We start from the raw sequence: 11,873 nt of genomic DNA, 5'->3' as shown, positions 1-11,873 counted from the left end.
CCGGCGACGCGGTGCCGGTGCGCCGGGCGGGCGGGCCCCCCCCCGCGCCCGCCGCCGCCCCCCCCCCCCCGGGGGGCCCGGCCCCCGCCCCCCCCCCGCCCCCCGCCCCCCCCCGGGGGGCGCCGCCCCCCCCGGCCGCTCCCACCGTCACCACCGTCTGAGTCCCGCCCCCACCGGTACGAAGGAAGAAGCAGCATGAAGATCGACTGGGCGGCTCTCGGCTCCGTCTTCGGCGTCAGTCTCGTCGTCACCGTGGCCCTCGTGGCCCTCTTCACCCTCGGCATCATGGGCCTCTCCCGCCGTGAGCGGGCCGCGGCCCAGGGCGGCTCCGCCACCCTGGCCGTCACCGGCGCGTACGCGTGCTTCGCGGCGTGCGCCGGGGCGGTGGCCTACGGGATCTCGCTGATCGTCGCCTGACGGACGGCACGCACACACACGCGCGTGGGGCGCGGGACGGATCGCCGTCCCGCGCCCCACGCGTGCGCGCAGGCCGTGACCGGCGGTGTGTGGGGTTCTGCACACTGTCCCGCCGCAGGTCAACAGCGAGTTGACGGCCGTTCCGGGCCCGTGGTGGACTTCCGGGGCCATGTACGGCGACAGAAGAGGAAGCCGGTGTGAATCCGGCGCGGTCCCGCCACTGTCACCGGGGTAGACACCCCCCGGGAGCCAGGAACTCTCGTCGCCGGTCTCGTCGAACCAGGGCGTGGACACCCTGAGTGAGGACATATCGCCATGCTCGGCTGCCGTTCGAGGTACAGCACCAGGTCGTCGACCGGCCCGTCGGCCGGCTGAACCGATGGGTACCGATCGCCGATACGCGTACGGTGCCGCCGCCGGCCTCCTGGGGGACCTGCTCCTCGGCGATCCGCGCCGGGGGCATCCGGTCGCCGTGTTCGGGCGGGCCGCAGCCGGCGTGGAGCGGGTGCTGTGGCGTGACCACCGCGGGTGGGGCGCCCTGCACACCGCCGTGTGCGCCGGCGGCACCGTGGCCCTCGGGGTCCTCGCCTCACGTGCCGTACGCCGCTCCCCCGCCGCCTCCGTCGCGCTGACCGGCGCCGCCGCGTGGGCCGTCGTCGGCGGGACGTCACTGGTGCGGGAGGCCCGGACCATCGGGCGGGCCCTGGAAGCGGGGGACGTCGAGGGCGCGCGGGCGCGGCTGCCGCACCTGTGCGGACGGGACCCGCAGGCCCTGGACGCCGACGGGATCGCCCGCGCGGTCGTCGAGTCCGTCGCCGAGAACACCTCCGACGCGGTCGTGGGCGCCCTGGTGTGGGGGGCCGTCGGCGGCGTGCCGGGACTGCTCGGGTTCCGGGCCGTCAACACCCTGGACGCCATGGTCGGCCACCGCTCGCCGCGCCACCTCCGCTTCGGGTGGGCGTCGGCCCGGCTGGACGACGTCGCCGGATGGCCGGGGGCACGGCTGACCGCCGTCCTGGCCGCCGTCGCCGGCGACGATCCGCGCGGGGCGGTGCGGGCCTGGCGGGCCGACGCGCGCAGGCATCCCAGCCCCAACGCCGGTCCCGTGGAGGCGTCGTTCGCCGGTGCCCTCGGGGTGCGGCTGGGCGGGACGCTGTCGTACGGCGGGCGGGTCGAGCACCGGCCCGTGCTGAACGGCGAGCGGGGGCGGCCCGTCGTGGCCCACGACATCGAACGTGCCGCGCGGCTCTCCCGCCGCGTCGGCCTGCTCGCGCTCGGCGTCACCGTCGCCGCGCGCGTCGTCTCCGCGGGCGTTCTCGCGGCGAGAGCGAAGGGGCGTACGTCATGAGCGGGGGTCTCCTCGTCGCCGGCACCACCTCGGACGCCGGCAAGAGCGTCGTCACGGCCGGCATCTGCCGGTGGCTGGTGCGGCAGGGGGTCAAGGTGGCGCCCTTCAAGGCGCAGAACATGTCCCTCAACTCGTTCGTGACCCGCGAGGGCGCCGAGATCGGGCGCGCGCAGGCCATGCAGGCGCAGGCCTGCCGCATCGAGCCGACGGCGCTGATGAATCCGGTGCTGCTCAAGCCGGGCGGCGAGCGCAGCAGTCAGGTCGTGCTGCTCGGCAGGCCGGTCGGTGAGATGAGCGCGCGCGGGTTCTTCGGGGAGACCGGGGAACCCGGGGGATCGTCCCCCGGGAGCAGGCTGCGCGGCGGACGGCAGGAGGAACTCCTCGGGAACGTTCTCGACTGTCTCGCCGAGTTGCGGGGCACGTATGACGCGGTGATCTGTGAGGGAGCGGGCAGTCCCGCCGAGATCAACCTGCGGCGGACCGACATCGTGAACATGGGGATCGCCCGCAACGCGCGGCTCCCCGTGCTCGTCGTCGGCGACATCGACCGCGGCGGCGTCTTCGCCTCCTTCTTCGGGACCGTCGCGCTGCTCTCGCCGCAGGACCAGGAACTGGTCGCCGGGTTCCTCGTCAACAAGTTCCGCGGTGACGTCTCGCTGCTGGAGCCGGGCCTGGACATGCTGCGCGGGCTGACCGGGCGTCGGACGTACGGGGTGCTGCCGTTCCGGCACGGGCTCGGGATCGACGAGGAGGACGGGATGGCGGTCTCCCTGCGGGGCGCCGTCCGGGAGTCGGCCGTCTCCGCGCCCGTCGGTGAGGACGTGCTGCGGGTCGCCGTCTGCGCGGTGCCGCTGATGTCCAACTTCACCGACGTGGACGCGCTGGCCGCCGAACCGGGCGTCGTCGTGCGGTTCGTGGACCGGCCCGAGGAACTGGCCGACGCCGACCTCGTGGTGCTCCCGGGGACCCGGGGGACGGTCCGGGCGCTGGAGTGGCTGCGGGAGCGCGGGCTGGCGGACGCCATCCTGCGCAGGGTCGCCGAGCAGCGGCCCGTGCTGGGCGTCTGCGGCGGCTTCCAGATCCTCGGCGAGCACATCGAGGACGAGGTCGAGTCGCGCGCCGGCGAGGTCGCGGGGCTCGGCGTCCTTCCCGTCCGGGTGCGGTTCGCCCGCGAGAAGACCCTCACCCGGCCCGTCGGCGAGGCCCTCGGCGAACGGGTCGAGGGGTACGAGATCCATCACGGGGTCGCCGACGTCACCGGAGGCCGGACGTTCATCCACGATGACGAAGGGCACAGCCTGGACGGCTGCCGGGTCGGCCAGACCTGGGGCACCCACTGGCACGGCTCACTGGAGTCGGACGGTTTCCGCCGGGCGTTCCTGCGGGAGGTGGCGGCCGCCGCGGGCCGCCGTTTCGTGCCGGCCGCCGAGACCTCCTTCGCCGCGCTGCGCGAGGCGCAGCTCGACCGGCTCGGCGACCTGATCGAACAGCACGCGGACACGGACGCGCTGTGGCGGCTCATCGAGTCGGGCGCGCCGCAAGGACTGCCTTTCATTCCACCGGGAGCGCCCGCATGAGCACAGTGTTGTTGTTGTCGACCGCCGACACCGATCTGCTGGCGGCCCGGGCCGCCGGCGGTGCCTCGTACCGGATCGGCAATCCGACCCGCGTGGACGTCGCGGAGGAGCTTCCGGGCCTGATCGAGGGCTCGGACGTCGCCGTCGTACGGCTGCTCGGCGGGAAGCGGGCCTGGGAGGACGGGCTCGCCGCGCTGAAGGCGTCCGGCATCCCCACCGTCCTGCTGGGCGGGGAGGCCGTGCCGGACGCGGAGCTGATGGCCGAGTCGTCCGTACCGGCCGGCGTGGTGGCGGAGGCGCTGCGGTATCTCGTCGAGGGCGGGCCGGCCAACCTCACCGAACTGGCGCGGTTCCTCTCCGACACCGTCCTGCTGACGGGCGAGGGGTTCGAGGAGCCGCGGCGGATGCCCGCGTACGGCGTCCACGGGAACCGGGTGCTCCAGGAGGGCCGGCCGACCGTCGGCGTGCTCTTCTACCGGGCGCACGAACTGAGCGGCAACACCGCCTTCGTGGACACGCTGTGCGACGCGATCGAGGCGACGGGCTCCAACGCCCTTGCGGTGTACTGCAGTTCGCTGCGCGACGCCGACCCCGGCCTGTACGAGATCCTCGGCACGGCGGACACCCTGGTCGCGACCGTGCTGGCCGCGGGCGGCACGCACGCCTCACAGGCGTCGGCGGGCGGTGACGAGGAGGCCTGGGACATCGGGGCCCTCGCGGATCTCGACGTGCCGGTGCTGCAGGGCCTGTGCCTCACCTCCTCGAGGGCCGCCTGGGACGCCTCCGACGCCGCCCTCTCCCCCATGGACGCGGCGATGCAGGTCGCGATCCCCGAGTTCGACGGGCGGCTGATCACCGTCCCCTTCTCCTTCAAGGAACAGGGCCCGGACGACGTCCCGGTCTACGTCGCCGACCCCGAGCGGGCCGCGCGCGTCGCCGGGATCGCCGTACGGCACGCCCGGCTCAGGCACAAGGCGAACGCCGACAAGAAGCTCGCCCTCGTCTTCACCGCCTACCCCACCAAGCACTCGCGGGTCGGCAACGCGGTCGGCCTCGACACGCCCGCCTCCGCCGTCCGGGTCCTCGACGCCCTCCGGGACGCCGGCTACTCGCTCACCGAATACCCCGACAACGGCGACGAGTTGATCCACCGGCTGATCGAGGCCGGTGGCCACGACGTCGAGTGGCTCACCGAGGAGCAGCTCGCCGCCGCGCCCGCGCGGGTGCCGCTGGCCGACTACCGGGCCTGGTTCGACAGGCTCGACCCGGACCTCAGGCAGGGCATGCTCGACGCCTGGGGCGAGCCGCCGGGCGGCCTGTACGTCGACGGCGACGACATCGTGCTGGCCTCCCTCCGCTTCGGGAACGTCGTCGTGATGATCCAGCCGCCGCGCGGCTTCGGCGAGAACCCGATCGCGATCTACCACGACCCCGACATGCCGCCGTCGCACCACTACATGGCGGCGTACCGGTGGCTCGAGAACGCTTTCGGCGCCGACGCCGTCGTCCACATGGGCAAGCACGGCACGATGGAGTGGCTGCCGGGCAAGGGACTGGGCCTCAGCGGCGGCTGCGCCCCCGACGCCGTACTCGGTGAACTCCCGCTGGTCTACCCGTTCATCGTCAACGACCCCGGCGAGGGCACCCAGGCCAAGCGGCGCGGGCACGCCACCGTCGTCGACCACCTGGTGCCGCCGATGGCGCGCGCCGACACCTACGGCGACCTGGCCAAACTGGAGCAGCTCCTCGACGAGTACGCGCTCGTCTCCGACCTCGACCCGGCGAAGGCGCCGGCCGTGCGGGCGCAGATCTGGACGCTGGTGAAGGCGGCCGAACTGCACCACGACCTGCACGTCGACGACCAGCCGGACGACGAGGCGTTCGACGAGTTCGTCATGCACATCGACGGCTACCTGTGCGAGATCAAGGACGTGCAGATCCGCGACGGCCTGCACGTCCTGGGCGGCGGGCCGGTGGGCGAGCCGCGCGTGAACCTGGTGCTGGCCGTGCTGCGGGCCTCGCAGGTGTGGGGCGGGCGGGCGAACGCGCTGCCCGGCCTGCGGGCCTGCCTGGCGGAGCACTTCGGGCTGGCCGAGAAGGAACTGCTCGCCGAGCCGGGGGCGCCGGTGAAGGTCCCGGTGGAGCTGACGGACCTGGTGCCGGGCCCCTCGCGCAGCGCCGCCGACGCGATCGACCTGCTGGAGCAGCTGTGCCGGCGGATCGCGGAGGGCATGGAGGCGCGGGGCTGGGCGGCCGGTGAGAGCCGCGCGCTCGTCCGGGAGGTGCTGGGCACCGAACTCCCGGACGCCGTCGCGGTGGTGGAGTTCGCCTGCACGGAGGTCGTGCCCCGGCTGGAGCGCACCACCGACGAGATCGCGCACATCCTCCGTGCGCTGAACGGCGGTTACGTCCCGGCCGGCCCGTCCGGCTCGCCGACGCGCGGGCTGGTCAACGTCCTGCCGACCGGCCGCAACTTCTACTCGGTCGACCCCAAGGCCATCCCCTCCCGCTTGAGTTGGGAGGTCGGCCAGTCCCTCGCCGACTCGCTGGTGCAGCGGTACCTGACGGACACCGGCGCGTACCCGAAGTCGGTCGGCCTCACGGTGTGGGGCACCTCGGCCATGCGCACCCAGGGCGACGACATCGCCGAGATCCTCGCGCTGCTGGGCTGCCGCCCGGTGTGGGACGACGCCTCGCGCCGGGTGACCGGCTTCGAGATCGTGCCGGCGGCGGAACTGGGCCGGCCCCGCATCGACGTCACGGTCCGCATCTCCGGGTTCTTCCGCGACGCGTTCCCGCACGTCGTGGGGCTGATCGACGACGCGGTACGGGCGGTGGCCGAGCTGGACGAGCCGGCCGACGTCAACTACGTCAAGGCGCACGCCGACGAGGACACCGCCGAGCACGGCGACCGGCGCCGCGCGACGGCCCGCGTCTTCGGCTCCAAGCCGGGCGCGTACGGCGCCGGGCTGCTGCCGCTGATCGACGCCCGCAACTGGCGCTCGGACGCCGACCTCGCCGAGGTGTACGCGGTGTGGGGCGGCTACGCCTACGGGCGCGGGCTCGACGGGCGGGCGGCGCGCGGGGACATGGAGACGGCGTTCCGGCGGATCGCCGTCGCCGCGAAGAACGTGGACACCCGCGAACACGACATCGCGGATGCGGACGACTACTTCCAGTACCACGGCGGCATGGTCGCCATGGTGCGGCACCTGACGGGCGCGAGCCCGGAGGCGTATGTCGGGGATTCCGCCGTCCCGGACCAGGTGAAGACCAGGACGCTGGGTGAGGAGACGCACCGGGTCTTCCGCGCACGTGTCATCAACCCTCGGTGGATGAGCGCCATGAGGCGCCACGGGTACAAGGGTGCCTTCGAGATGGCGGCGACCGTCGACTACCTCTTCGGCTACGACGCCACGGCGGGCGTGGTCGACGACTGGATGTACGAGAAGCTCAGCGCCGAGTACGTCTTCGACCCGGAGAACCGGGACTTCATGAGGAAGTCCAACCCGTGGGCGCTGCGCGGCATCACCGAGCGGCTGCTGGAGGCGGCCGACCGCGGGCTGTGGGCGGAGCCGGACGCGGACACGATCGAACGGCTCCGGGCGACATACCTGGAGCTGGAGGGCGACTTGGAGGGTGACGACCAGTGAGTACCCCGTTCCCGTTCACGGCCGTCGTCGGCCAGGACGACCTGCGGCTCGCGCTGTTGCTGAACGCCGTGTCGCCGGCGGTGGGCGGGGTGCTCGTGCGCGGCGAGAAGGGGACCGCGAAGAGCACCGCCGTGCGCGCCCTCTCGGCGCTGCTGCCCGAGGTCTCCGTGGTCCCCGGCTGCCGGTTCTCCTGCGACCCCGTGGCGCCGGACCCCGCCTGCCCGGACGGGCCGCACGAGCCGGGGCCCGGGGCCGAACGCCCGGCGCGCATGGTCGAGTTGCCCGTCGGCGCCTCCGAGGACCGGCTGGTCGGCGCCCTCGACATCGAGCGGGCGCTGGCGGAGGGCGTGAAGGCCTTCGAGCCCGGCCTGCTCGCCGACGCGCACCGCGGGATCCTGTACGTCGACGAAGTCAACCTGTTGCATGACCATTTGGTGGATCTGCTGCTGGATGCGGCAGCGATGGGCGCCTCGTACGTCGAGCGTGAGGGCGTCTCCGTGCGGCACGCCGCACGGTTCCTGCTCGTCGGGACCATGAATCCAGAAGAGGGCGAACTGCGTCCCCAGCTGTTGGACCGCTTCGGTCTCACGGTCGAGGTCGCCGCCTCCCGGGAGCCCGACCAGCGGGTGGAGGTCGTGCGGCGGAGGCTGGCGTACGACGACGACCCGGCCGGCTTCGCCGCGCGCTGGGCCGGCGAGGAGGCCGCCGTGCGGCAGCGGATCGTCGCCGCGCGGGAGCTGCTGCCGTCGGTGCGGCTGGGCGACGGGGCGCTGCGGCAGATCGCGGCGACCTGCGCGGCGTTCGAGGTGGACGGCATGCGGGCCGACATCGTCATGGCGCGGACGGCCACCGCGCTGGCGGCGTGGGCCGGGCGGACCGAGGTGCTCGCGGAGGACGTGCGGCAGGCCGCGCTGCTCGCGCTGCCGCACCGGCGCCGCCGCAACCCGTTCGACGCGCCAGGGCTCGACGAGGACAAGCTCGACGAGACACTGGAGGAGTTCGGCGGGTCCGACGACGAGGACCCCGACCCGGACCCCGGTCCGGACGGGCCCGGCGGGGGCGGCGGGCAGCCGCCGTCGGAGGGGCCCGAGGGCGGTGACACCGGGGCGCGGCCCGAGGCCGGGGAGGAGGCCGGGGAGAGCGGTGAGCCGCAGACCTCGGGGGGCGGCGCCGGTGAGCAGCAGCCGGCGCGTGCCGCCGAGCCCTTCCGGACCAAGGCGCTGAGCGTGCCCGGTGTCGGGGAGGGCGCCGCCGGGCGGCGGTCGCGGGCGCGGACCGAGCAGGGGCGGACCACCGGGTCCCGGCGGCCCCGGGGGACGCTGTCCAAGCTGCACCTGGCGGCGACCGTGCAGGCGGCGGCGCCGCACCAGCGGGCGCGCGGGCGCTCCGGGCGCGGTCTCGTCGTGCGCCGTGACGATCTGCGGCAGGCGGTGCGAGAAGGGCACGAATCCAATCTCGTGCTGTTCGTGGTCGACGCCTCCGGTTCGATGGCGGCGCGGCAGCGGATGAGCTCCGTCAAGGGCGCGGTGCTGTCGCTGCTGCTCGACGCCTACCAGCGGCGGGACAAGGTGGGGCTGGTGACGTTCCGGGGGTCGGCCGCCGAGGTGGCGCTGCCGCCGACCTCGTCCGTGGACGCGGCGGCGGTGCGGCTGGAGTCGTTGCCGACCGGGGGGCGTACGCCGCTGGCGGCAGGGCTGCTCAGGGCGCACGACGTGCTGCGGGTGGAGCGGCTGCGGGACTCCGCCCGGCGGCCGCTGGTGGTCGTGGTGACGGACGGGCGGGCGACCGGCGGGCCCGAGCCCGTCGCCCTCGCCGGGCGGGCGGCCCGGCTGTTCGCGGCCGACGGGGTCGCGTCCGTGGTCGTGGACTGCGAGTCGGGGCCGGTACGGCTGGGGCTCGCCGGGCGGCTCGCGGCCGAGCTGGGCGGCAGCGCCGTCACGCTCGACGAGTTGCGGGCGGACGCGATCGCCGGGCTGGTCAGGGACGTGCAGGGGACTTCGAGGAGGGCCGCGTAATGCCGCAGGGACAGCCGAGTGCCGTACCGGACGACGGGCTGACGACCCGTCAGCGACGCAACCGGGCGCTGGTCGTCGTGCACACCGGGGTCGGCAAGGGCAAGTCGACGGCCGCGTTCGGGCTCGCGCTGCGGGCCTGGAACCAGGGGTGGCCCATCGGGGTGTTCCAGTTCGTCAAGTCGGCGAAGTGGAAGGTCGGCGAGGAGCGGGCGCTGCGGGTGCTCGGGGACTCCGGGGAGGGCGGGACCGTCGCCTGGCACAAGATGGGCGAGGGCTGGTCCTGGGTCCAGCGGGACGCGCAGACGGACAACGAGGAGAAGGCCCGCGAGGGCTGGGAGCAGGTCAAGCGCGACCTGGCCGCCGAGACGTACCGGCTGTACGTGCTGGACGAGTTCGCGTACCCGATGCACTGGGGGTGGATCGACACCGACGAGGTCGTGGAGGTGCTGCGCGACCGGCCCGGTACCCAGCACGTCGTGATCACCGGGCGGAACGCGCCGGAGAAGCTCGTCGACTTCGCCGACCTCGTCACCGACATGTCCAAGGTCAAGCACCCCATGGACGCGGGGCAGAAGGGGCAGAGGGGCATCGAGTGGTGACGTCCTGCGTCCCGCGGCTGGTCGTCGCCGCGCCCTCGTCGGGCAGCGGCAAGACCACCGTCGCCACGGGGCTGATGGCCGCGTTCGCCGCGCGGGGGCTCGCCGTGTCCCCGCACAAGGTGGGACCGGACTACATCGATCCCGGGTACCACGCGCTCGCCACCGGGCGGGTGGGGCGCAACCTCGACGCGTACCTGTGCGGGCCGGAGCTGGTGGCTCCGCTGTTCCTGCACGGGGCGCGCGGGTGCGACATCGCCGTCGTCGAGGGCGTGATGGGGCTGTACGACGGGGCCGCGGGGCAGGGTGAGCTGGCCTCCACGGCGCAGGTGGCGAAGCTGCTGCGGGCGCCGGTGGTGCTGGTCGTGGACGCGTCGTCGCAGTCGCGGTCGGTGGCGGCGCTGGTGCACGGGTTCGTGTCGTGGGACCCGCAGGTGCGGATCGGGGGCGTGATCCTGAACAAGGTCGCCTCCGACCGGCACGAGGCGTTGCTGCGGGAGGCGCTCGAGTCGGTGGGGGTGCCGGTGCTGGGCGTGCTGCGGCGGGCCGCGGCGGTGGAGACGCCGTCGCGGCACCTGGGGCTGGTGCCGGTGGCCGAGCGCGGGGCGTCGGCGGTGGAGGCGGTGGCCGCCATGGCGGCGCAGGTCCTGGCCGGGTGTGATCTGGAGGCGCTGGCCGCGCTGGCGCGTGGTGCGGGGGCACTGCCGGGTGCGGCCTGGGACGCGACCGGCGCCGTGGCCGGGGCCGCAACCGGGGCCGGGGCCGTGGCTGGGATCGAGGCCGGGGCCGTGCCCGGGACCGGGATCACAGCCCGGCCCGGCGATGACCGCCCGGCCCGGTCGGCCGAGGGGCCGGCACCCACGATCGCCGTCGCCGGTGGGGCCGCGTTCACCTTCTCCTACGCCGAGCACACCGAGCTGCTCACCGCCGCCGGAGCCGACGTCGTGACCTTCGATCCGCTGCGGGACGAGCAACTGCCGCCCGGAACCAGCGGGTTGGTGGTGGGGGGCGGGTTCCCCGAGGTGTACGCCGCCGAGTTGTCCGCGAACGAGGGGCTCCGCAAGGAGGTCGGCGCGCTCGCGGAGAGCGGGGCGCCGGTCGCCGCCGAGTGCGCCGGACTGCTGTATCTGTGCCGGGAGCTGGACGGGCGGCCCATGTGCGGGGTGCTCGACGCCACGGCCCGGATGACCGGGCGGCTCACCCTCGGCTACCGGGACGCCGTCGCCGTGGGCGACAGCGTGCTCGCCGCGGCGGGGACGCGGATGCGGGGGCACGAGTTCCACCGCACCGTCGTCGAGCCGGGCGCCGGGGCGGCTCCCGCGTGGGGGGTCCTCGCTCCCGTGAAGCGGGTCGAGGGTTTCGTGGAGCGCGGTGTGCACGCGAGTTATCTGCACACGCACTGGGCGTCGTCGCCCGGTGCGGCCCGTCGGTTCGTGGAGAGGTGCCGGACGTCATGAGCAGCAGGCTGATCGGAGTCGGGGTCGGTCCCGGGGATCCGGAGCTGGTGACCGTGAAGGGCGTCAACGCTCTGCGGGCCGCCGACGTGGTCGTCGTCCCCGTGATGGCCACGCCCGACGGAACGGCGGGCGGGGAACGGGGGCGTGCCGAGGCCACCGTGCTCCACTACGTGCCCGCGGAGAAGGTCGTCCGGGTGGCGTTCGCGCTGAACGAGCGGACCGACCGGGGCCGGCGGGAGACCGCCTGGGACGTCGCCGGGGAGCGGGTGGCGCAGCTGCTCACGCAGGTCGGCACCGTCGCCTTCGCCACCATCGGCGACCCGAACGTGTACTCGACGTTCACGTATCTCGCCCACACCGTCGGGGAGCTGGTGCCGGGCACGGTCGTGGAGACGGTGCCCGGGATCACCGCCATGCAGGACCTCGCGGCGCGGTCGGGGGCCGTACTGACCGAGGGAACCGAGCCGTTGACGCTGGTGCCCGTGACGGCGGGGTCGGCCGTGCTGAAGGACGCCCTGGCCGGACCCGGCACCGTCGTCGCCTACAAGTTCGGCCGGCAGGCCGCCGAGGTCGCGGAGGCGCTGCGCGAGACCGGGCGGCTCGAGGACGCGGTGTGGGGATCGGCGCTCGGGCTGCCCGAGGAGTCGATCCGGCCCGCCGCCGAGCTGGCCGGGGAGCCCCTTCCCTACCTCTCGACGCTCATCGCGCCCGCGCGACGCGACGGCGGACGGGGCGGCAAACTGTGAGACGCCCCGCCCCGGAGGCGGCCGCCGGGACCCCCCGCCGCCCGGCCACCGGCCCCGTCGTCGG

The 11,873-nt window shown here is 74.5% G+C and carries 8 protein-coding genes and 1 riboswitch; all 8 genes read left to right on the top strand.

All coding sequences use genetic code 11. The annotated features are described in order from the left end of the window. The first annotated feature begins 195 nt into the window (after positions 1–195). The 8 genes from ACIP5W_RS31085 to cobI all read left to right on the top strand — a co-directional run bounded on the left by ACIP5W_RS31085 (position 196) and on the right by cobI (position 11,809). Positions 196–417, top strand: a complete 222-nt coding sequence (locus ACIP5W_RS31085; RefSeq protein ID WP_366060508.1) for a hypothetical protein — start codon at positions 196–198, stop codon at positions 415–417. 159 nt (positions 418–576) lie between these two features. After that, positions 577–697, top strand: a riboswitch (cobalamin riboswitch). A gap of 99 nt (positions 698–796) precedes the next feature. Continuing rightward, a complete protein-coding gene (locus ACIP5W_RS31080) occupies positions 797–1,765 on the top strand; it encodes a cobalamin biosynthesis protein (protein ID WP_401480597.1) in 969 nt (322 codons plus the stop codon). Then, positions 1,762–3,342: a cobyric acid synthase gene (locus ACIP5W_RS31075; protein ID WP_401480595.1), complete on the top strand. Its 1,581-nt coding sequence runs from the start codon at positions 1,762–1,764 to the stop codon at positions 3,340–3,342. Before ACIP5W_RS31080 ends, ACIP5W_RS31075 begins: the two co-directional genes overlap by 4 nt. After that, positions 3,339–6,995, top strand: coding sequence for a cobaltochelatase subunit CobN (gene cobN, locus ACIP5W_RS31070; RefSeq protein ID WP_401480593.1), 3,657 nt, complete (start codon positions 3,339–3,341; stop codon positions 6,993–6,995). Before ACIP5W_RS31075 ends, cobN begins: the two co-directional genes overlap by 4 nt. Beyond that, positions 6,992–9,010 carry a putative cobaltochelatase gene (locus tag ACIP5W_RS31065; protein ID WP_401480591.1) on the top strand — a complete coding sequence of 673 codons (2,019 nt, stop codon included), beginning with the start codon at positions 6,992–6,994 and terminating at the stop codon, positions 9,008–9,010. Before cobN ends, ACIP5W_RS31065 begins: the two co-directional genes overlap by 4 nt. After that, positions 9,010–9,609: a cob(I)yrinic acid a,c-diamide adenosyltransferase gene (cobO, locus tag ACIP5W_RS31060; RefSeq protein WP_401480589.1), complete on the top strand. Its 600-nt coding sequence runs from the start codon at positions 9,010–9,012 to the stop codon at positions 9,607–9,609. Before ACIP5W_RS31065 ends, cobO begins: the two co-directional genes overlap by 1 nt. Beyond that, positions 9,606–11,063 (top strand): cobyrinate a,c-diamide synthase, encoded by a 1,458-nt coding sequence (locus ACIP5W_RS31055; RefSeq protein WP_401480609.1) that lies wholly within the window; start codon positions 9,606–9,608, stop codon positions 11,061–11,063. The genes cobO and ACIP5W_RS31055 overlap by 4 nt, the downstream gene beginning before the upstream one ends. Beyond that, positions 11,060–11,809, top strand: a complete 750-nt coding sequence (gene cobI, locus ACIP5W_RS31050; protein ID WP_401480587.1) for a precorrin-2 C(20)-methyltransferase — start codon at positions 11,060–11,062, stop codon at positions 11,807–11,809. Before ACIP5W_RS31055 ends, cobI begins: the two co-directional genes overlap by 4 nt. Positions 11,810–11,873 lie beyond the last annotated feature (64 nt).

This window comes from Streptomyces sp. NPDC088766 (assembly GCF_044750845.1).
GTDB lineage: Bacteria > Actinomycetota > Actinomycetes > Streptomycetales > Streptomycetaceae > Streptomyces.
The sequence above is the reverse complement of the archived record's forward strand: the minus strand, read 5'-3'. Positions and strand labels throughout refer to the sequence as shown.

Excerpts from the sequence above, each read along its gene's own strand:
- ACIP5W_RS31085 (WP_366060508.1), top strand. The coding sequence starts at position 196 with ATGAAGATCGACTGGGCGGCTCTCGGCTCCGTCTTCGGCGTCAGTCTC.
- ACIP5W_RS31080 (WP_401480597.1), top strand. The coding sequence starts at position 797 with ATGGGTACCGATCGCCGATACGCGTACGGTGCCGCCGCCGGCCTCCTG.
- ACIP5W_RS31075 (WP_401480595.1), top strand. The coding sequence starts at position 1,762 with ATGAGCGGGGGTCTCCTCGTCGCCGGCACCACCTCGGACGCCGGCAAG.
- cobN (WP_401480593.1), top strand. The coding sequence starts at position 3,339 with ATGAGCACAGTGTTGTTGTTGTCGACCGCCGACACCGATCTGCTGGCG.
- cobO (WP_401480589.1), top strand. The coding sequence starts at position 9,010 with ATGCCGCAGGGACAGCCGAGTGCCGTACCGGACGACGGGCTGACGACC.
- cobI (WP_401480587.1), top strand. The coding sequence starts at position 11,060 with ATGAGCAGCAGGCTGATCGGAGTCGGGGTCGGTCCCGGGGATCCGGAG.